Source organism: Cellulomonas sp. PSBB021 (assembly GCF_002240455.1).
GTDB lineage: Bacteria > Actinomycetota > Actinomycetes > Actinomycetales > Cellulomonadaceae > Cellulomonas > Cellulomonas uda.
Map to the genome: position 1 here is coordinate 1065503 of NZ_CP021430.1, position 19996 is coordinate 1085498.

Below are 19996 nucleotides of genomic sequence, written 5' to 3' on the forward strand. Positions count from 1 at the left end.
CACGCAGGCGCGGGCACGCGTGCGCGGGGCACCCCCTGACCTGCGGCAGGATGTGACCGTGACCACGACGAACTCGTTGCCGGCCCGGTCCCTGATCGTCGCCCAGGCCCTCGCGGACGCCGGTGTCGAGGGGGAGGTGGTCGAGCTGCCCGACTCCGCGCGGACCGCGGCGGAGGCGGCGGCCGCGCTCGGCTGCCAGGTCGGGCAGATCGCCAACAGCCTCGTGTTCTGGGCGGACGGCACGCCGTTGCTCGTCATGACCAGCGGCCGGCACCGCGTCGACACGACCGCGCTCGCCCGCCGGCTCGGCCGCACGACGCTCGAGCGCGCCACGCCCGAGCAGGTGCGGCTCGCGACGGGCCAGGCGATCGGCGGCGTCGCGCCCGTCGGGCACCCGACGCCGCTCGAGACGGTCGTCGACGAGTCGCTCGCCGAGTACGCGCGCGTGTGGGCCGCGGGTGGCACGCCCCACACGGTCTTCCCGACGACGTTCGACGAGCTCGTGCGGCTCACGGGCGGCTCGGTGCACCCCGTCACGAGCTGACGCGACGCGCGTCACGGGCGCGCCGGGACCTTCGTGCCACCTCCTGGCGCCCTCGAGGGGCGATGCTGGCAGCGTCGTCACCCAGGGTCAGCGAGGTGATCGGGATGCGGATCGACGGACCGGTGGTCGTCGCCGTCGACGGGACGGAACGCAGCGTGCGGACGCTGCGCTGGGGCATCGAGGCTGCGGTGCAGCGTCGGGCACGGCTCGTCGTCGCGCACGTCGCCGCGCCCGCGGTGGGTCCCTGGACATGGGCCGGCGCCCCGGCCGTCCCGGCGGACGACGACGCCCTCGTGGGCGAGCTGCGCCAGGTGTGCACGAGGGTCGCGCGAGCGCACCCCGACCTCGACGTCACGGCCGTCCTGCTGCACGGGTCGACCGTCCCCGCGCTCACCGAGTACACGCGCGACGCGCAGCTGCTCGTCACCGGACGGCGCGGCGCACCGCCGGCGACGCTGACGGTCGGCACGGCGCTGTCCTGGCGCGCCCGCTGCCCCGTCGCGATCGTGCGTGAGGACCTCGTGACGTCCGGACCCGTGGTCGTCGGCGTCGACGAGACGCCCGGGTCGTGGTTCGCGGCCGGGCTCGCGGCGCGCGAGGCGCGCCACCGCGGCGTGCCGCTGCACGTGCTGCACGCCCGGCGCCCGCACGACGACGACGCGGGCCGTCGCACCGCGCTCGACGTCGCCGCGGACCTCGCGGAGACCTACCCGGACCTGCCGGTGCGCTCGTTCCTGTCCGACGGTGACCCGGTGCGCGCGCTCGTCGAGGCGTCCCGCACGGCCGGGCTCCTCGTCGTCGGCAGCCGTCAGGTACGCGGCTGGCGACGGCTCGTCGGCAGGCGCGTGGCCCGCCTCGCATCGTGCCCCGTGCTCGTCGTGCGCGACGAGACGCCGTGACGCCCCGCCGCGGTATCTGAGCGCACGTCACCGGTTCCTCCCCGACGACCGCCGCGGGCGGAGGGCGAGGAGGCCTGCCATGTCGTACACGGGCGACGGGCGGCTGCCCGTCATCTACGTCCGAGGGTTCGCGGGGGGCCGCGGCGGCATCAACGACGCGGTCGCCGACCCGTTCTACGGGTTCAACGAGGGATCCGTGCAGGTCCGTGTCGTCGACTCGGCGCGTCCGCAGTTCCACCAGTTCGAGAGCCCCCTGCTGCGGCTCATGATCGACCACGAGTACCAGCTGCTCGTCGAGGGGAACCAGGCGACCTACCTGCAGACCAGGGGCGACGGCGACGTGCCCGCCGCGACGATCTGGGTGCACCGCTTCTACGACGACTACTCGACGGAGCTCGTGACGGACGCACCCGCGTTCAGTATCGAGTCCGCGTCCCAGAAGCTGTTCGAGATGGTGCAGCTCGTGCGGCGCCGGACGGGCGCGCCACGGGTCTTCCTGGTGGCGCACTCGATGGGCGGGCTCGTCGTGCGCGGGATGCTGCAGCGCGTGATCCCGGACGCCCTCGGGCCGGACGGGCGGCCGCTGGTCGCGTCGGACCTGGTGGACCGGGTCTTCACGTACGCGACGCCGCACGGCGGGATCGAGTTCGACGTCGGCTTCGGGCTCCTCGAGAAGCTGCGGGACACGCTCGGCGTGCAGGGAGCCGACATCTTCGGGCCGCGCCGCATGCGCGAGTACCTGACCCCGGCGAGCGCCACGGAACCGGAGGGCGGGTTCGACGCGACCGTCCTGCCCGACGGGAGCTTCCCGCGCGAGCGGTTCTTCTGCCTCGTCGGGACGAACGCCTCCGACTACGACGTCGCGCTCGGGCTCTCGGCGCGCGCGGTGGGCCCGCGCAGCGACGGTCTGGTGCAGATCGACAACGCCTACATCGACAAGGCGCCCCGTGCCTTCGTCCACCGCAGCCACTCGGGGCGCTACGGGATCGTCAACTCCGAGGAGGGCTACCAGAACCTGCGCCGGTTCCTGTTCGGCGACCTGGAGGTCACGGCCGACCTCACCGGGCTGCGGCTGCCCGGGACGCGGGACGACGACACCGTCTGGCAGCTCGAGAGCCAGATGTCGATCCGCGGCCTGCCCGTGGTGCTGCACGAGCAGAGCGCCGCGCACCTGTGCCCCATCCAGATCGAGCGTCCGAGGACCACGGACGACGTGGCGCGACCGGTCCCGCTCGTGCGCACGTACCTGTGGTCGAAGGCGAGCCGCCCGCAGGACCCCCGGACGGGGGCGCCGTCCACGACCATGCGGCACGTGCTGCGGCTGCGGCTGCTGTCGCTGCGCAAGTCCGGGGGGCTGCTGTCGTTCCTCGACCACCTCGAGCAGGCCGAGGACTGGTCCGACGTCCTCGTGGTCGACATCGAGATCTCGCAGGACGCACAGCCGCGCGCCTGGGCCGAGTGGGGGTCACGGGTCGAGGGCGCGCTGCGGGACTGGAAGCCCGACCCGGGGGCGACGCTCCCGCTGACGGACGAGGAGGACGCCCCGGGTGTGTGGCGTGCCTGCGTCGGGGTGCCCGAGGCCGCCCGCCCGCTGCTCGGGGCCGGCGCGGCCGTGACGATCCAGGTGCAGGGCCGTGCCACGCTCGACCGTGCGGGGCGCGTGTGACCGACCTGACCGGCGGGCGACGGTCGCGCGGGCACGCCGTGTGAGAGCCTGGGTGCAGAGCCCGCCGCCGGGCTCCCGGACGAGGGTGCCGTACCCGGACAGCGACAAGACGGCACGTCGGAGCTCGCCATGGCATGGTTCGTCCTCGTCCTGTCCGGAGCCCTCGAAGCCGTCTGGGCCACCGCCCTCGGCCGCTCGCAGGGCCTGCACCGTCTCGTCCCGACGGTCGTCTTCGTGGTCGCGCTGACCGCGAGCATGCTGGGGCTCGGCTACGCGATGCGCACGCTGCCAGTCGACACGGCGTACGCCGTGTGGGTCGGCATCGGTGCCTCGTTGACGGTGGGCTGGGCCATGCTCAGCGGCGCCGAGCCCGTCAGTGCCGTCCGGCTGCTCCTCGTGCTGGGCATCGTCGCGTGCGTGGTCGGGCTCAAGCTCGTCCACTGACATCCCCGCCGGCAGCCCCCGCTGGCACCCCTCAGGCGGGCATGACCTTCGCGCCCGCCGCCCGTGGCGTCTGCGGCGGGCCGACGAACCAGCTCACCGAGCGCGCGACGTCGCCTGCCCGCAGCCACTCGTGGCGCTCGGAGCGCGGGTCGTCCTGGTCGTCGCGCCACGCCACCATGACGTGCTCCGCGGTCCACCGCACGGCCCGCGCGGGGCGCCACTCCTCGGTCCCGTCGAGCCAGACCACGCGGACGATGACCGGGATGTCGCCCTGCGGCCGGACCGGGATGCGCTCGGGAGCCTCCCGGTTCGCGACCTCGCGCCGGGTGCCGCGCGGCGCCCATGCCCCGGCGCGAGGGTTCGTGCTGTGCTCCACCCGATCATCGTACTCGCACACCTGTTCGAGCCGCGACGCCGGTCGGCCGCTCTCACCCGCCCGCCGTGCGGGTCCAGGCGGCGGCAGGTGCGATCCTGTCCCCGTGACAGCCCAGGAGACCGCGCCCGAGGTGCGCCGCGGGTACGCCCGGGGGCGGGCGACGCGCGAGGAGATCCTCGAGGCCGCGCTCGTGCTGTTCGGCGAGGTCGGGTACCACACGGCGTCCCTGCGGGAGATCGCCGCGCGCGTCGGGATCTCCCACCCGGGCCTGCTGCACCACTTCGCGAGCAAGGCTGCGCTGCTGGAGGCGGTGCTGCAACGCCGCGACGACGTCGACGACGCCGCCATGGCGCAGGACCTCGCGTCGGGCTTCGACTACCTCGAGGCGCTCGTACGCGTCGTCGAGCGCAACGCGGCGCGGCCCGGCATCGTCGAGCTGTTCGCGACGCTGTCGAGCGAGGCGACGTCTCCGGCGCACCCCGCGCACGCGTACTTCGAGCGCAGGTACGCCCGCACGCTCGCGGACCTGGTCCACGTGTTCGAGCAGCACCGGGCGGAGGGCCGGCTGCGCGACGGTCTCGAGCCGGTCGCGGCGGCGCGACGCATGATCGCCGTGATGGACGGGCTCCAGGTGCAGTGGCTGCTCGGCGCGGACTGTCCCGCGACGCGCGTCGACATGGTCGAGCACGTGCGCGCGCAGTACGTGTCGTACCTGCGCGACTAGCCCTCCTCGTCGGCGTTCGCGAGCGCGACCAGCGCCGCGAGGTCGTCGTGGTCGACGGGCGCGAAGCCGGAGTCGACGAGCGCACGGGCGGGCATCTGCAGGATCATCGCGCGCATCGTCTCGTCGAGGTCCGCGAGGCCCTGCTCGCCCTCGCGTGGTGCGAGCAGCGGCGCCAGGACCTGCGCGCCGCGCGGGTGCTCGAGCCACTCGCCGATCGTCGACATCGCGCTGAGCTCGCCCCACAGGGGCTCGCCCTCGACGTCCACCTCGAGCGCGCCGCGCACGTCGCGCGACGACGCCCCGACCTCGACGACGAACGCGCCGCCCTCCACGACCCACCGCCGCAGGCCGGGGTGCCAGTACGACAGGTCCCGGGCCGTGAGCGTGAACGACGCCGTGGCCGACTCCCCCGGCGCCAGCGTGAGCTTGGTGAACGCCTTGAGCTCGCGCGTGGGACGCACCACGCCGGCCTGCGGATCCCGCACGTACACCTGCACGACCTCCGCACCGGCGCGCGCGCCGAGGTTCGTGACCCGCACGTCGACGTCGAGCGTGACGTCGGCACCCGAGCCGTGGACCTGCACGCGCACGTCGTCGTACCCGAAGGTCGTGTACGTCAGGCCGTGCCCGAACGGGAACGCGACGTCGAGCCGGCGCGTGTCGTACCACCGGTACCCGACGAGCACCCCCTCGCCGTACCGTACGTGCCCGTGCTCCCCGGGGAAGCTCCCGAACGCCGGGGTGTCCTCGAGCCGCAACGGGACGGTCTCCGCGAGCCGGCCCGACGGCGGCACCGCGCCCGTGAGCACGTCCGCGACGGCGGACCCGCCCGCCTGCCCGCCGAGCCACGTGACGAGGACCGCGGCCGCGTCGTCGCGCCACGGCATCTCGACCACCGAACCGCCCGCGAGGACGACGACGACCCGGCGGGTGACCGCGGCGAGTGCGTGCAGCAACGCGACCTGGTTCTCGGGCAGGCCGAGCCGCGGCCGGTCGTAGCCCTCGGACTCGTCCGGCGCCGGCAGGCCGAGGTGCACGACGACCGTGTCCGCGCCGCGCGCCGCCTCGACGGCCGACTCGAGCAGCGACGCGTCGTCTCCCGGGCGTCCGTCCGGCAGGGTGTAGCCCGGCTGGAACGCGACGTCGTCGCGCTGGGCGCGCAGCGCGCTCAGCGCGTCGTCGAGGCGCGTCGGGTTGACCTGCGAGGAGCCCGCGCCCTGGTAGCGCGGCGTGCGGGCGAGCTCGCCGACGACCAGGACGCGCCCGCGGGCCAGCGGGAGGAGCGGGGCGCCGTCGACGGGCTCGTTCTTCAGCAGGACCGTGCCGGCGGCAGCGGCCTCGCGGGCGAGGGCGTGGTGGGCGTCGGCGTCGTAGTCCCCGGGTGCGTCGAGCGCGGGCTGGGCGCGGGCGACGACCTCCAGGACGCGGCGAACGGCGCGGTCGAGCACCGCCTCGTCGAGCCGCCCCTCGCGTACGGCCGCGACGACCGCCTCGTCGGAGCGCGGACCGGCCGACGGCATCTGCAGGTCCAGCCCGGCGGCGAGCGACACCGCGCGGTCCTGGACGGCGCCCCAGTCGGAGACGACGACTCCGTCGAAGCCCCACTCGTCGCGCAGCACCTGCGTGAGCAGCCACTCGTGCTCGGACGCGTACGTGCCGTTGATCTTGTTGTAGGCGCACATGACGGTCCAGGGCCGTGCGCGGGTCACGACCCGCTCGAACGCGGGCAGGTAGATCTCGCGCAGGGTGCGCTCGTCGACGTCCACCGACACGCGCATGCGGTCGGTCTCCTGGTTGTTGGCGGCGAAGTGCTTCAGCGACGCGCCCACGCCCTGCGACTGGATCCCCGTGACGAGCGCCGCGCCGAGCTCGCCCGAGAGCACGGGGTCCTCGGCGAGGTACTCGAAGTTCCGGCCGCACAGGGGCGTGCGCTTCATGTTGACGCCCGGTCCGAGCAGCACGGCGACCTGTGCGGCCCGTGTCTCGCGGCCGAGAGCCTCCCCCACGCGACGCGTGAGGTCGACGTCCCACGTCGAGCCGAGTGCGGCGGCGGTCGGGAAGCAGGTCGCGGGTTCCGCGCCCCCGAGCCCGAGGCCGACCGAGGCGCTCGTCTGCTTGCGCAGGCCGTGGGGTCCGTCGGTGACCATGACCGACGGCACGTCGAGGCGTTCGACGGCCTTGAGGTGCCAGAAGTCGGCACCCGAGGTGAGCGCCGCCTTCTCCTCGAGCGTGAGCCTGGGCAGGACGTCGTCGACGTCGAACATGGCACCTCCTCGTGCGGGTCCGTGTGCCGAGGCTAGCCGATTACCTACCGAGTGGTAGGTGACGTGCGTGCTTGCGTGTCGCACCCTCCCGGACTACCTTGGTAGTTGAACATACAACTATCTCGCTCGACCGCCACCACGACCACCCCCGCTGGAGCGCCTGCCATGACCACGTCCCCCCTCGCCGCCGTCACCGACGAGCAAGTCATCAACCCCGAGACGACGATGGACGCGGTGACCCTGCGCGTGGGCGACCTCGAGCGCATGTCCGGCTACTACTCCGGCGCGCTCGCGATGGAGCCCCTCGAGGAGCGCAGCCGCGGCCGCGAGGTGCACCGCGTGCTCGGGCGCGGCACCACCCCGATGCTCCGCCTCGTCCACACCCCCGACCTCCCGCCGGTCGACCCCCGCCAGTCGGGCCTGTTCCACACCGCGTTCCTGTTCGACGACCGCTCGAGCCTCGCGGCGACCGTGTACCGCGCCGCGCAGGACCCGCTCAGCCGGTTCGTCGGGTCCAGCGACCACTCCGTGAGCGAGGCGTTCTACTTCACCGACCCCGAGGGCAACGGCATCGAGCTCTACACCGACCGCGACCGCGACCTGTGGCTGCACCAGCGCGGCCAGATCATGATGACCACCGAGTTCCTCGACCCCAACGCCTTCCTGCGCGAGCACCTCACGCAGGAGGCCGTCGACGCGGGACCGCGCCTCGCCGGGCGAGTCGGTCACGTGCACCTGCAGGTCGGCGACATCGCACGCGCCGACGACTTCTACGTCCGCACCCTCGGGTTCGAGGCCACCATGCGTGAGTACCCGGGCGCACTCTTCGCGTCCGCCGGCGGCTACCACCACCACATCGCGATGAACGTGTGGAACAGCCAGGGTGCGGGCCCGCGGGCCTCGACACTCGGCCTCGGCGACGTCGCGGTCACCGTCCCGACGCGCGGCGACCTCGACGCGCTCGCGGCCCGGCTGCGGGCGCAGGGTGTCGCGTTCGCCGACGACGGCCGCGCGATCACCACGCGCGACCCGTGGGACACGCAGGTGACCGTGTCGCTGCCCGGCTCGAGCACCGAGGACGTCCTCGCGCGCTGAGCCCGCTGCGTCACCCGAGCGCGCTGAGCCCGCTGCGCCTCACCCGAGCGCGCTGCGCAGGTCCGCCACGTCCGCCGTCGCGATCCCGACCGCCGATGCGCCCGCCCGCAACGCGTCGTCCGCCGAGACGAGCACGTCGCCCTGGAGCCGCGCGACCGCGAGGTACTCGGCCCGTCGGACGTCCGCCCACGGCACCTGGTCGGCCAGCTGCCACGCGACCCGGCGCGTCACGCGGTCCGCGAGCAGCCGGATCCGGAGCATCGCGATCCCGTCCAGGTCCGCGAAGCCCTCGCGGCGTGTGCGCTCGCCGCGCAGCACCTCCTCGCGCAGGAGCGCGAGCGCGTCCGAGCGGAGCACGCCCGGCCCCACCAGGGAGTGCTCCGGGGGCACGACCACCTCGGCCCGCACCAGGCCGACGGCGACGGGCGCGTCGATCGCGAACCGGGTCACGTCCCGAGCGTGCCACGCGGCCGATGCGGCCACCAGGGTGGGCCGTCAGCCCCGGCGCACGGGCACCAGCGTGACGTCGCGCAGCCCGGTGCCGTCCACCACAGCCGTCATGAGCGTGCACACCAGCTGGCGGCGCCGGTCGGTCGGCGATCCCGGGTTGAGCAGCCGCGTGCCTGCCGACGTCACGGCGTCCCACGGGATGTGGCTGTGGCCGAACACCAGCAGGTCGGGCCGGTCGTCCGCGAACCGCGCGTCGACCCGCCGCGCGCGCCCGTCCGCCGGCCCGGTCTCGTGCACCACCGCGATGCGCACGGCCTCGACCACGACCCGCGCGACCTCGGGCAGGCGTGCGCGCAGGTCGGCGCCGTCGTTGTTGCCGGACACGCCCACGAGCCGCGGCGCGCGTGCCTCGAACGCGTCCAGCGTCTCGACGTCCACCCAGTCCCCCGCGTGCACGACCACGTCAGCGGCGTCGACCGCCCGCCACACGTCGTCGGGCACCCGCCGCGCGCGCGCCGGGACGTGCGTGTCGGACACCAGCAGGAGACGCGTGACCATCGGTCCATCGTGCGCGACCTGGCCCGAGCGCGCAGGTCTCGGCGCCGCCCCGCGAGCTCGTGCGGGTCACGCACCGCGCGCCCCCGGACATGCGTCAGGCCTGGTGAGACGTCGTCTCACCAGGCCTGATCTCGTCGGGCTGACAGGATTTGAACCTGCGACCCCTTGACCCCCAGTCAAGTGCGCTACCAAGCTGCGCCACAGCCCGAACGGCTCCCGAAGAAGCCTGCGACAGCCTACCGTACGCGCGCGGGTGCCCCGTCTCCCGTCCCACCTGTCCCACTCGTGCCGCCGTCGCCGGCGCCGTCCGCGCCCCCGTGCTCCCGCTCGCGCAGCACGTCGAGCTCGGCGGCGACGAGCCCGAGCAGGACGACGTCGAGCGCGAGCCCGGCGTATCCCACCCACTCCTCGATGCGCAGGAGTGCCACCTGCGTGATCAGCAGGCTCACGAGCACGGCGCGACGGAACCAGGTGAACGCACGCTCGCGGTCGTCGGCCAGGAGCCCGACGACGCACGCCGCCGTCGTGGCCGCACCACCGGCCAGCAAGGCCCCGACGACCCACCCGGCGGTCCCGCCGTCACGCGCGAGCCACAGGCCGCGCGCGACGCCGAGGAGCGCCGTCCCGGCGATGGTCACGACGGCCACGCGCGGCACCCACGCCGCGCTCACGAGGCGTCGCGACAGCCGGACGACGCCGTGCGACACGGCGGCGACCGGGTCGGGCAGCTCGCTGCCGTCCGGGCGGACCGTCGCGACGAGCGCGGCGGCCTCGTCGTGACCCGGAACGCCCTGCGCGGCCTCCAGGAGGTCCTGCGCGTGCTCCCGCACGCGTGGTGAGAACCCGCCCGCGACGCCGGCCACGGCCTGGTCGACGGCTGCCGCGAGCCGCTCCGACGGGACGGCGCGGCGACGGCCGGTGAGCACCTCGCCGACGAGGGCGAGCGCCACGACCGAGACGTACACGAGCATCGCGGTCGGCCCGTAGAAGTAGTCGTAGTCCTCCGTGACGAACTTCCCGATCTCGTCCACGAACAGCCCGAACCCGATCCCGCCGACCAGCACGACGAGGGGCCGCACCACCGGGCCGATGAACGACAGCGCCAGCAGGACGGCGAGACCCAGCAGCAGCCCGCCCCACAGCACGTGGGACACGTGCAGCCCGGGACCCCCGACCTGCGGGAAGCCCGTGGCGGCGAGGGCGCCGCGCGTGACCAGGACGGTGAGCACCGTCACGACGAGGAACGCGGTGACGTGCCGGGACGCGTGCGGGTCGCGAGGCAGCCCCCACCGCAGGAGCAGCCCGCGCGGCCCGCGGGCCTGCCAGGGCGCGCCCTGCGACGTCGCCCCGGTCGCCCCGCCGCCCGAGGTCACCGCTTGCGCTTCTCCCGCACGCGCACGGAGATCGTGATCGGCGTGCCCTCGAACCCGAACGTCTCGCGCAGGCGGCGCTCGATGTACCGGCGGTAGCCCGGGTCGAGGAACCCGGTGGTGAAGACGACGAACCGCGGCGGGCGCGTGGACGCCTGCGTCGCGAACAGGATGCGGGGCTGCTTGCCGCCGCGCAGCGGGTGCGGGTGCGCCGCGACGAGCTCACCGAGGAACGCGTTGAGCCTGCCCGTGGGGATGCGCGTGTCCCACGAGTCGAGGGCCGTCTCGAGGGCGGGCACCAGGCGCTCGGCGTGCCAGCCGGTCTTCGCCGAGATGTTGACCCGCGGCGCCCACGTGACCTGCACGAGCTCCTTCTCGATCTCGCGCTCGAGGTAGGGCCGGCGGTCCTCGTCCATCAGGTCCCACTTGTTGTACGCGATCACCAGCGCGCGGCCCGCGTCGATGACCTGCTGCACGACGCGCGTGTCCTGCTCGGTCATCGGCTGCGACGCGTCGAGCAGGACGACCGCGACCTCGGCCTTCTCGATCGCGGCCTGCGTGCGCAGGCTCGCGTAGAAGTCCGCGCCCGTCGTCTGGTGCACACGGCGGCGGATGCCGGCGGTGTCGACGAACACCCACGGCACGCCCTTGAGCTCGATCAGCTCGTCGACCGGGTCGCGCGTGGTGCCGGCGACGTCGTCCACGACGACGCGCTCGGCGCCGGCGACCTTGTTGAGCAGCGACGACTTGCCCACGTTCGGACGCCCGACGAGCGCGACGCGGCGCGGGCCGGTGGGGCGGAGCACACCGTGCGCGGACGTCTCCGGGAGCGCGTCGAGGATCGCGTCGAGCAGGTCGCCCGTACCGCGGCCGTGCAGCGCGGAGACGGGGTGCGGCTCACCGAGCCCGAGGCTCCACAGGACGGCGGCGTCGGCCTCCGCGGCCGGCCCGTCGACCTTGTTGGCGCACAGGACCACGGGCTTGCCCGAGCGGCGCAGGAGCCGCACGACCTGCTCGTCGGTGTCCGTGGAACCCACCGTCGCGTCGACGACGAACACCACCGCGTCCGCCAGCGCGATCGCGACCTCCGCCTGCTCGGCGACGCGCTTGTCGATCCCGGCGACGTCGACCTCCCAGCCGCCCGTGTCGACGAGCGTGAACCGCCGCCCCGACCACTCCGCCGGGTAGCTCACCCGGTCGCGCGTGACGCCGGGCTTGTCCTCGACGACGGCCTCGCGGCGGCCGAGGATGCGGTTGACGAGCGTCGACTTGCCCACGTTCGGGCGCCCGACGATCGCGAGGACCGGCAGGGGCGCCTCGGCACCGGCGCCGTCCTCGTCGTCCCCGTCGTGCTGCAGGAGCGCGAGGTCGTCGTCCTCGAGCTCGTACTCCGCCAGACCCGCCCGCAGCGCGCGCTCACGCTCGGCGTCCCCGGCCTCGTCGGGCAGGACGAACTCGACCTCAGGCTCACTCATGGTGCCCATTGTCCCTGACGAACGCCCTGGACCGGACCCCGGACCGCCGTCGGGCAGGGAGTCCTCGCGCACACCCCCGGTCGCGAGCCCCTCAGGGAGCCTCGGCGGACAGCGGTGCGTCGGCCGGCAGCGTGAGGCCGGTCGCCTCCACGGTCGCGGCCACGTGCAGCGCGAGCGCGTCCCGGATCCGCTCGTTGGCCTCGATCATCGCCTGCCGGCCCGACACGCGGGGCGCCCGCTCGACCACGACCGGCTCCCCGAACGCGACGACGAGGCGTCGGCGCACCCGCGGCAGGTGGTTGACGCCCTGCCCGGTACGCCTCGTGCCCAGCACAGCGACCGGCACGACGGGTGCGTTGCCGTTCAGGGCGAGCCACGTGATGCCCGCGCGCGCGTCCGCCGCGTCACCCTTGCCGCGGCTGCCCTCGGGGAAGATCCCGACGACTCCCCCACGCTTGAGCACCTCGAGGCCCGCCCCGAGCGCGGTGCGGGCGTTGTCCCGGTCGACCGGGATCTGGTCCAGCGCGCGCAGGAGCGCACCCAGCGCGCCGGAGAACATCTCCTGCTTGATGAGCATGTGCACGGGCCGTGGCGAAGCGCCCACGAGCACGGGTCCGTCGATCACGCCCGTGTGGTTCGCGGCGAGCAGCACCGGACCCGTCGTCGGCACGCGGTGCGCGCCGAGCACCCGGGTCGCCCACACGCCGTGCGCGACGACCCGCCCCAGGGCGTGACCGGCCCGCACGCCCGCCGTCGGTCGCCCGCGCTGCTCGCTCATGCGCGCTGCCCGCCGACCTGCTCGACGACCGCGAGCACGGCGGCCACGGTCTGCTCGAAGTCCAGGTCGGACGAGTCGACCGTCACGACCCCGTCCGCCGCGACGTGGAACTGCACGACCGTCGAGTCGTCCGCGTCGCGTCGCAGCACCTGGTCGCGCGTCGCGTCGACCGAAGCCGCGTCGTCGGAGCCGTGCACGTCACGTGCTCTCCGCGCGAGCCGGGCCTCCTCGGACGCCGTCAGCAGCACACGCACGTCGGCGTCGGGCGCGACCACCGTGGTGATGTCGCGGCCCTCCGCGACGATGCCGCGGCCGTGCGAGAAGGACGACGCGTCGGCCTGCTCCGCGATCGCGGCACGCTGCCAACGGCGGAGCTCGTCGCGCACGTCGAGGTTCGTCGCGACCGCGCTCACCGCGGCCGAGATGCGGGTCTCGCGGATCGCGTCGTCCACGGGCGTCCCGTCGACGACGACGTGCGGCGCGTCCGGGTCCACGCCCTGGTCGAGCGGCAGGTCACGCACGGCCTGCGCCACGGCGGCCCGGTCGTCGAGCGCGACGCCCGTGTGCAGGCACCACCACGTCGCGGCGCGGTACATCGCACCGGTGTCGAGGTACGCGAGCCCCAGACGCCGGGCTACCTCCCGCGACACGCTCGACTTCCCGGACCCCGAGGGTCCGTCCACGGCGACGACGAGCGCGCTCACACCACCAGCCTCCATCCACGTTCCGCCAGCTCCCACTCGAGCTTGGTCGCACTGCCCGGCAGCACCGAGATGACCGCCATGCCGACCTGCCGGCCGGCCGCGTGCTCGAGGCGCAGGTCCTCGAGGTTGACCCCGGTCTCGCCGACCTCCGAGAGCAGCCGCGCGAGCTCGCCGGGCGAGTCGGGCACGAGCACCGTGACCTCCTCGTAGGCGCGCTGCGCGCCACCGTGCTTGCCGGGGATCCGGGCGACTCCCTCGTTGCCCGCCGCGATCGCGCGCGCGAGCGTCACGAGCACGCCCGTGCCCACCGTCTCGGGGCCCGTGGCCGAGTCCGCCTGCGCGAGCGCGGTGATGACCGCGTCCAGGTCCGTGCGCAGCGACTCGAGGATCGGGCGGACCGCCGCGGAGTTCGCGGCCAGGATCGACGTCCACAGCTCCGGGTCGGACGCCGCGATGCGCGTGACGTCCCGCAGGCCCTGCCCGGCGAGCCCGAGCGCTGCGTCGTCGACCTCCACGAGCCGCGCCGCGACCAGCGACGCGACCACCTGCGGCACGTGCGAGACCGCGGCGACCGCCGCGTCGTGCGCGTCGGCGGCCATCGTGACCGGCACCGCGCCCAGGTCCACCGCCAGCGCACGCACGGCGAGCACCGCGTCGGGCGACGACTCGGCGGACTCCGCGATCACCCAGGGCCGCCCGAGGAACAGGTCCGGCACCGCCGCCGACGGGCCCGAGCGTTCCCTGCCCGCCATCGGGTGCGAGCCGACGTACCGGTCGAGCGGCACACCGTGCTCGCGCAGCTCCGCGAGCACGTGCCCCTTGACCGACGCGACGTCGGTCACGACCGCGTGAGGGTACGCCTCGAGCTGGCGGCGCACCACGCCCGCCGTGACGTCAGGGGGCGCCGCGACGACGACCAGCGCCGGCTCGTCGTCGTCCGGGCTCGCGGGGCGACCGGCACCCACGTCGCGTGCCAGCGCGACCGCGGTGCGCGACGGGTCCTCGAGGCGCACGTCCACGCCCTCCGCGCGCAGTCGCAGCCCCACGGACGCGCCGATCAGCCCGGCGCCGACGACGAGGACGGGGCCGCGGGTCGCGGCCGTCACATCCCCGCCTGGGACATCAGAGATCCCAGCTCGACCTGCGACAGCACACGCGTGCGGCCCTGCTTGAGGTCGCCCAGCCGGATCGGGCCGATGCGCGTGCGGACGAGCTTGGTGACGGGGTGCCCGACCTCCTCCAGCATGCGACGCACGATCCGGTTGCGGCCCTCGTGGATCACGATCTCCACGAGCGACAGGTGCGGCAGCGCCTGGACGATCGTGACCTTGTCGGCCTTCGCGGGGCCGTCGTCGAGCTCCACGCCGCGCTGCAGGCGCGTGGCGGTCGCGGGCGTCACGCGGCCCTGGACCTCGGCGAGGTACGTCTTGGCCACGCCGTGCGACGGGTGCGACAGGTGGTTCGCGAGCTCGCCGTCGCTCGTGAGCAGCAGCAGGCCCTCGGTGTCGGCATCGAGCCGACCGACGTGGAACAGCCGCTCGGAGCGGTCCCGCACGAACTGCGCGACCGAGGGGCGACCCTGCTCGTCGTGCATCGTCGACACGACACCCTTGGGCTTGTTGAGCGCGATCGTGACGTGCGACGTGTCGAGCTGCACGCGCAGCCCGTCGACGAGGACGACGGCGCTCTTCGGGTCGACGCGCACCCCGAGCTCCATGACCACCTGCCCGTCGACCTCGACCCGGCCCGACGTGATGAGCGTCTCGCACGCGCGTCGCGAGCCGAGGCCGGCGGCGGCGAGCAGCTTCTGCAGGCGCACGCCCTCCGGGTCGTGCACGTCGATGGTCACCGGGGCGGGGGCGCGGCGCGCAGCCTGCGGGCGGTTCGGGCGGGAGGCACCGGACTTCCCGCGCGACGCACCGCCCGCGGCCTGCCCGCGGTGCGGCTTCTTGCCACCGCTCGGGGCACCGCCACGCGAGGCGCCCGGTCGTCCGGGTCGTCCGCCGTCCGAGCGGCGAGGCTGGGGGGTCATGCAGGTCCTCCGATCGTGGCGCCGGTGTCGTCGACGCCCTCGAGGGCGTCGATCTCCGGCAGGTAAGGCGCGAGCGGGGGCAGCTCGTCCAGGCTGGACAGGCCCATCCGCTCCAAGAAGTATCCCGTGGTCCCGTACAGGAGCGCACCGCTCGTCGGCTCGGTGCCCACCTCGACGACGAGCCCGCGTGCCGTGAGCGTGCGCATCACGCCGTCCACGTTCACCCCGCGCACGGCCGAGACCTGCCCGCGGGTCACCGGTTGACGGTACGCCACGACCGCGAGCGTCTCGAGCGCCGCCTGCGTGAGACGCGCGGACTGGCCGTCCAGGACGAACCGGCCGACGACGTCCGCGTACGCGGGTGCGGAGTAGATGCGCCAGCCCTCCCCCGCGTGCCGCAGCTCGAACCCTCGGGGGCGCCCGCCGCGCTCGCCGCGGTACTCGGCGGCGAGCTCCGCCGCCAGCTCCTCGACGCGCGTGGTGGGCAGCGCGAGCACGCTCGCGAGCCGGACCGTCGCGATCGGCTCGTCGGCCACCATGAGGACGGCCTCGAGCGCAGCGGTCGCGCCGCCCGGCAGCTCGTCGACGTCCACCTGCGCCGCATCGGGCGTCGCAGCCCGGGCGCCCGCCTCGTCGTCGTGCACGCTCATGCGTCCTCCCGGTCGTGCGTGTCGTCCGTGTCGTGCGTATCGGGTCCGTCGGGCGGGCCGTCGCCCGCGGTCGGTGCCGGACCGTCCTCCTGGTCGAAGTCGTCGGACACCGTGACGTCGCCCTCGGCCGCCCCGGTCCACCGGACGGTCAGCTCGCCGAGCGGGCTCACCTGGTCGAAGCCCACGGCACCCTCACGGAACAGCTCCAGCAGCGCGAGGAAGCGGGTGACCACGACGATCGTCGACCCCGCGTCCGCCACGAGCGCACGGAACGAGGCCGAACCGTTGTGCCGCAGGCGGTCGACGAGCACCGCGGCCTGCTCGCGCACCGAGACGGGCGGCGCGTGCAGGTGGCTGATGTCCACGCCGGGCGGCGGCGGCTGCGGTGTCAGGGCCTTCGCGGCGAGGGCCGCGAGCTGGTCCGGACCGACCTGCCACACGAGCTCCGGCAGCAGCGCGGCGAGGTGCGGCTCGAGCGCGACCGTACGCGGGAACCGCCGGCCCTCGGTGGCCCACCGGTGCGCCAGGTCCGCGGCGACCTGCTTGTACGCGCGGTACTGCAGCAGCCGTGCGAACAGCAGGTCACGCGCCTCGAGCAGCTCGAGGTCCTCCGCGTCCTCGACGTCGGCCGACGGCAGCAGCCGCGCGGCCTTGAGGTCGAGCAGGGTCGCCGCGACCACCAGGAACTCCGAGGCGCGGTTGAGGTCCCACGCCGCCTCCGCCGCCCGGATGTACGCGATGAACTCGTCCGTCACGCGCGCGAGCGCGACCTCCGTGATGTCGAGCTTGTGCTTCGCGATGAGCCCCAGCAGCAGGTCGAACGGACCGCTGAAGTTGTCGAGGTGCACCTCGAAGCCGGCGGTGCCGGCGGGAGAGCCCTCCGCCGCGGTGCCGGGCCCCGGCAACCGCTCCTCGGTCGTGCGGGTGTCCGCGTCGCCGCCGGGCGCGGCCTCAGGCGGCGTCGCCACGGGCGACGAGCTCGCGCGCGAGCTGCCGGTAGGCCGCGGCGCCCGAGTGCGTGGGTGCGTACGTCGTGATCGGCTCGGCGGCCACGGTCGCGTCGGGGAACTTCACCGTGCGCCCGATGACCGTCTGCAGCAGCGTGTCGCCGAACGCCTCGTGGACGCGTGCGACGACCTCGCGGGCGTGCAGCGTGCGGGAGTCGTACATCGTGGCGAGGATGCCGTCGACCTCGAGGCGGGGGTTGAGCCGGTCGCGCACCTTCTCGATCGTCTCGATGAGCAGGGCCACGCCGCGCAGCGCGAAGAACTCGCACTCGAGCGGGATGAGCACGCCGTGCGCGGCGGTCAGGGCGTTGACCGTGAGCAGGCCCAGCGAGGGCTGGCAGTCGATGAGCACGACGTCGTAGTCGTCCAGCACCGGGCGCAGCGCACGCGAGAGGACCGACTCGCGGGCCACCTCGCCGACGAGCTGGACCTCGGCGGCCGACAGGTCGATGTTCGCGGGCAGCAGGTCGAGCCCGGGGGTCGCGGTGTGCCGCAGGACGTCCGCGACCTGCGCGTCACGCTCCATGAGCAGGTTGTAGACCGTGAGGTCGAGCTCGTGCGGGCTCACGCCGAGGCCGACCGACGCCGCGCCCTGCGGGTCGAAGTCGACGATGAGCACGCGTCGGCCGTACTCGGCGAGCGCCGCGGCCAGGTTGATGGTGGTCGTCGTCTTGCCGACGCCGCCCTTCTGGTTGCACATCGCGATGACGCGGGCAGGTCCGTGCGAGGCGAGCGCCGCCGGCTCCGGGAAGTGCGGGAGCGGACGCCCGACGGCGTCGACCTGGTCCTGCGTCGTCTCGCTGGTCACCACGACGGACAACCTACCGGAGGCGACGCCCCCCGGCGTCGGTACCGCGCCGTTCGACATGCCGTTCGACATGCCGTTCGACATGCCGTCCGACGTGCCGTCCGAGGCACCGTCCGAGGTGGCGTCCCGCACGACGTCCCGGTGCCACCTCTCAGCGCGCCCGAGGGTGGCTGAGCTGGTACACCTCGCGCAGCGTGTCCGGCGTCACCAGCGTGTAGATCTGCGTCGTCGTGACGGACGCGTGCCCCAGCAGCTCCTGCACCACGCGCACGTCCGCACCACCCTGCAGCAGGTGCGTCGCGAACGAGTGCCGCAGCGTGTGCGGCGACAGGTGCGCGGCGGTGCCGTCCGCGCCGACGAGCCCCGCGCGCTCGGCGGCCGTGCGCAACGCCGCCCACGCCGACTGCCGGGAGAGCCGTGCGCCCCGGGTGTTGAGGAACACGGCGGGCGTCCCGCGCCCGTGCGCGGCGAGCACGGGCCGACCGCGCACGAGGTACGCCTCCACGGCCTCGAGCGCGAACGACCCGAGCGGGACCACCCGCTCCTTGGCGCCCTTGCCGAACAGGCGGACAGACGCGCGGCCGGGGGTGGCGTCCACGTCGTCGACGTCCAGCCCCACCGCCTCGGAGATCCGCGCGCCCGTCGCGTACAGCAGCTCGAGCAGCGCGCGGTCGCGCAGCGCGGTCGGCCCGTCGCCGAGCCCTGCGGCGTCGATCAGCCGCCCCACCTCCTCGACCGTGATGGCCTTGGGCAGGCGGCGCGGCTGCGCGGGCGGGCGCACGGCACGGGCCGCGTCGCTCGTCGTGACGCCGTCCCGCACCCAGAACCGGTGCCAGCCGCGCACCGCGACCACGGCACGCGCGGCCGACGAGGCGGACAGCGCGCTGCCCCCGTCGGCGCCCGTCCGCAGGGCCGCCAGGAAGTCCTCGACGTCCTGCTCGACGACGTCGTCGGGCGTCGCGCGGCCACGGGACTCGAGGTACGCGACGTACCGGCCGAGGTCGCGGCGGTACGCCGACGTGGTGTTGCGGGACAGCCCGCGCTCCACGGTCAGGTGCGCGAGGTAGTCCTCGAGCGCGCGCGCGAGCGGCGAGCGCGAGACGTCGTCCGCCACCGCGCGCCCGACGTCACAGGGGCAGGAACACGTCGACCGACACCGCGACCGACAGGAGGGTGAGGTAGGTGATCGAGGCGTGGAAGACGCTCATCGCGCGCAGCTTGCCGCGCGCCGGGTCCTGCGCGCGCCGCAGCAGACCGATGCACGAGACGAGGAACCAGACGCCCAGCGCCGTCGCGACGACCGCGTACACCCAGGTCATGCCCGCGGCGGGGACCAGCAGCAGCGAGCACCCGATCATCGCGAGCGTGTAGCCGATCATCTCGCGCGCGACCTTCGCGTCCTTCGCGACGACGGGCAGCATCGGCACGCCGGCGGCCGCGTAGTCCTTGCGGAACTTCATCGACAGCGGCCAGTAGTGCGGCGGCGTCCAGAAGAAGATCACACCGAACAGCAGCACCGCCGGCCAGCCCACGCCACCGGTGACGGCCGACCAGCCGATCAGCACCGGCATGCACCCGGCCGCGCCACCCCACACGATGTTCTGCGGCGTGCGGCGCTTGAGGATCATCGTGTAGCCGACGACGTAGATGAGGATCGCGCCCGCGGTGAGCATCGACGACACCGGGTTCACCAGCAGCCACAGCCACACCAGGCTGACCACGCCGAGCACGAGCCCGAACGTGAGCGCCGCGGCGGGGCTGATCTCGCCCGTCGCCGTCGGACGACGACGGGTCCGGTTCATGACCTGGTCGATGTCACGGTCGATGTAGCAGTTGAGGACGTTGGCGGACCCCGCCGCGGCCGCACCGCCGACGAGCGTCGCGACGACGAGCCCGAGGCTCGGCCAGCCGCCCTGCGCGAGGATCATCGTGGGGATCGTCGTGACCAGCAGCAGCTCGACGACGCGCGGCTTGGTCAACGTCACGTACGGGCCGACGACCGCACCGACGCGACCCAGCGGGCCGCGGCGCCGCGCCGCGGTCGCCTCACCATCGGCGCCACCCTCGGGCCGGTCCTCGGCACGGGGACCGGGGCGGCCGCCGCGCGCCGTCGCGCCGGGAACCGTCGCCCCGGGCGTCGTCGTGCCGTGCG

21 protein-coding genes, 1 tRNA gene and 1 riboswitch are annotated in these 19996 nt (G+C 74.4%); of the genes, 6 read left to right on the plus strand and 16 right to left on the minus strand.

Annotated features, from left to right (window positions below; all coding sequences use genetic code 11):
• Window positions 1-58 precede the first annotated feature (58 nt).
• The 4 genes from CBP52_RS04800 to CBP52_RS04815 all read left to right on the plus strand — a co-directional run bounded on the left by CBP52_RS04800 (window position 59) and on the right by CBP52_RS04815 (window position 3553).
• Window positions 59-544, plus strand: a complete 486-nt coding sequence (locus tag CBP52_RS04800; RefSeq protein ID WP_094182162.1) for a YbaK/EbsC family protein — start codon at window positions 59-61, stop codon at window positions 542-544.
• A gap of 104 nt (window positions 545-648) precedes the next feature.
• Window positions 649-1443, plus strand: a complete 795-nt coding sequence (locus tag CBP52_RS04805) for a universal stress protein (RefSeq protein WP_198303528.1) — start codon at window positions 649-651, stop codon at window positions 1441-1443.
• A gap of 79 nt (window positions 1444-1522) precedes the next feature.
• Window positions 1523-3109, plus strand: coding sequence for a triacylglycerol lipase (locus CBP52_RS04810; RefSeq protein WP_094180044.1), 1587 nt, complete (start codon window positions 1523-1525; stop codon window positions 3107-3109).
• 54 nt (window positions 3110-3163) lie between these two features.
• Window positions 3164-3228: riboswitch (guanidine-III (ykkC-III) riboswitch) on the plus strand.
• Window positions 3229-3238: 10 nt separating this feature from the next.
• A complete protein-coding gene (locus CBP52_RS04815; RefSeq protein WP_094180045.1) occupies window positions 3239-3553 on the plus strand; it encodes a multidrug efflux SMR transporter in 315 nt (104 codons plus the stop codon).
• Between the two features lie 31 nt (window positions 3554-3584).
• Here CBP52_RS04815 and CBP52_RS04820 read toward each other — a convergent pair whose 3' ends face one another.
• Complete coding sequence (locus tag CBP52_RS04820) at window positions 3585-3929, minus strand: hypothetical protein (RefSeq protein WP_232514660.1); 345 nt, start codon at window positions 3927-3929, stop codon at window positions 3585-3587.
• A gap of 103 nt (window positions 3930-4032) precedes the next feature.
• On the opposite strand from CBP52_RS04820, the gene CBP52_RS04825 reads away from it, so the two are divergent.
• A complete protein-coding gene (locus CBP52_RS04825; RefSeq protein ID WP_232514661.1) occupies window positions 4033-4653 on the plus strand; it encodes a TetR/AcrR family transcriptional regulator in 621 nt (206 codons plus the stop codon).
• Here CBP52_RS04825 and CBP52_RS04830 read toward each other — a convergent pair.
• Window positions 4650-6917, minus strand: a complete 2268-nt coding sequence (locus CBP52_RS04830) for a glycoside hydrolase family 3 C-terminal domain-containing protein (RefSeq protein ID WP_094180046.1) — start codon at window positions 6915-6917, stop codon at window positions 4650-4652. The genes CBP52_RS04825 and CBP52_RS04830 overlap by 4 nt on opposite strands.
• 165 nt (window positions 6918-7082) lie before the next feature.
• Between CBP52_RS04830 and CBP52_RS04835 the strand changes: the two genes are divergently transcribed.
• Complete coding sequence (locus CBP52_RS04835; RefSeq protein WP_094180047.1) at window positions 7083-8012, plus strand: VOC family protein; 930 nt, start codon at window positions 7083-7085, stop codon at window positions 8010-8012.
• Window positions 8013-8051: 39 nt separating this feature from the next.
• On the opposite strand, the gene CBP52_RS04840 is transcribed toward CBP52_RS04835, so the two are convergent.
• From CBP52_RS04840 to CBP52_RS04905, 14 genes are all read right to left on the minus strand, one after another.
• Window positions 8052-8462, minus strand: a complete 411-nt coding sequence (locus CBP52_RS04840; protein ID WP_094182165.1) for a hypothetical protein — start codon at window positions 8460-8462, stop codon at window positions 8052-8054.
• A gap of 45 nt (window positions 8463-8507) precedes the next feature.
• A complete protein-coding gene (locus CBP52_RS04845; RefSeq protein WP_094180048.1) occupies window positions 8508-9020 on the minus strand; it encodes a metallophosphoesterase in 513 nt (170 codons plus the stop codon).
• A 134-nt stretch (window positions 9021-9154) separates the two neighbouring features.
• A tRNA-Pro gene (locus tag CBP52_RS04850) sits at window positions 9155-9228 on the minus strand.
• Between the two features lie 28 nt (window positions 9229-9256).
• A complete protein-coding gene (locus tag CBP52_RS04855) occupies window positions 9257-10393 on the minus strand; it encodes a hypothetical protein (protein WP_198303529.1) in 1137 nt (378 codons plus the stop codon).
• A complete protein-coding gene (gene der / locus CBP52_RS04860; RefSeq protein ID WP_369826299.1) occupies window positions 10390-11874 on the minus strand; it encodes a ribosome biogenesis GTPase Der in 1485 nt (494 codons plus the stop codon). Before der ends, CBP52_RS04855 begins: the two co-directional genes overlap by 4 nt.
• Window positions 11875-11956: 82 nt before the next feature.
• Window positions 11957-12643: a 1-acyl-sn-glycerol-3-phosphate acyltransferase gene (locus CBP52_RS04865; RefSeq protein WP_094180049.1), complete on the minus strand. Its 687-nt coding sequence runs from the start codon at window positions 12641-12643 to the stop codon at window positions 11957-11959.
• On the minus strand, window positions 12640-13362 hold the full coding sequence (cmk, locus tag CBP52_RS04870) for a (d)CMP kinase (protein ID WP_094180050.1): 723 nt from the start codon (window positions 13360-13362) through the stop codon (window positions 12640-12642). The genes CBP52_RS04865 and cmk overlap by 4 nt, the downstream gene beginning before the upstream one ends.
• A complete protein-coding gene (locus tag CBP52_RS04875; RefSeq protein ID WP_094180051.1) occupies window positions 13344-14453 on the minus strand; it encodes a prephenate dehydrogenase in 1110 nt (369 codons plus the stop codon). The genes cmk and CBP52_RS04875 overlap by 19 nt, the downstream gene beginning before the upstream one ends.
• Window positions 14450-15379 (minus strand): pseudouridine synthase, encoded by a 930-nt coding sequence (locus CBP52_RS04880; RefSeq protein ID WP_094180052.1) that lies wholly within the window; start codon window positions 15377-15379, stop codon window positions 14450-14452. The genes CBP52_RS04875 and CBP52_RS04880 overlap by 4 nt, the downstream gene beginning before the upstream one ends.
• Window positions 15376-16029, minus strand: a complete 654-nt coding sequence (scpB, locus tag CBP52_RS04885; protein WP_094180053.1) for an SMC-Scp complex subunit ScpB — start codon at window positions 16027-16029, stop codon at window positions 15376-15378. The genes CBP52_RS04880 and scpB overlap by 4 nt, the downstream gene beginning before the upstream one ends.
• The gene (locus tag CBP52_RS04890; protein WP_369826300.1) at window positions 16026-16997 is read right to left on the minus strand and encodes a ScpA family protein; all 972 of its coding nucleotides are present in this window, start codon (window positions 16995-16997) and stop codon (window positions 16026-16028) included. The genes scpB and CBP52_RS04890 overlap by 4 nt, the downstream gene beginning before the upstream one ends.
• Window positions 16981-17847, minus strand: coding sequence for a ParA family protein (locus tag CBP52_RS04895; RefSeq protein WP_369826336.1), 867 nt, complete (start codon window positions 17845-17847; stop codon window positions 16981-16983). The genes CBP52_RS04890 and CBP52_RS04895 overlap by 17 nt, the downstream gene beginning before the upstream one ends.
• A gap of 148 nt (window positions 17848-17995) precedes the next feature.
• Window positions 17996-18958 (minus strand): site-specific tyrosine recombinase XerD, encoded by a 963-nt coding sequence (locus CBP52_RS04900; RefSeq protein WP_094180054.1) that lies wholly within the window; start codon window positions 18956-18958, stop codon window positions 17996-17998.
• Window positions 18959-18971: 13 nt separating this feature from the next.
• On the minus strand, window positions 18972-19862 hold the full coding sequence (locus tag CBP52_RS04905; protein WP_094182168.1) for a heme o synthase: 891 nt from the start codon (window positions 19860-19862) through the stop codon (window positions 18972-18974).
• Window positions 19863-19996 lie beyond the last annotated feature (134 nt).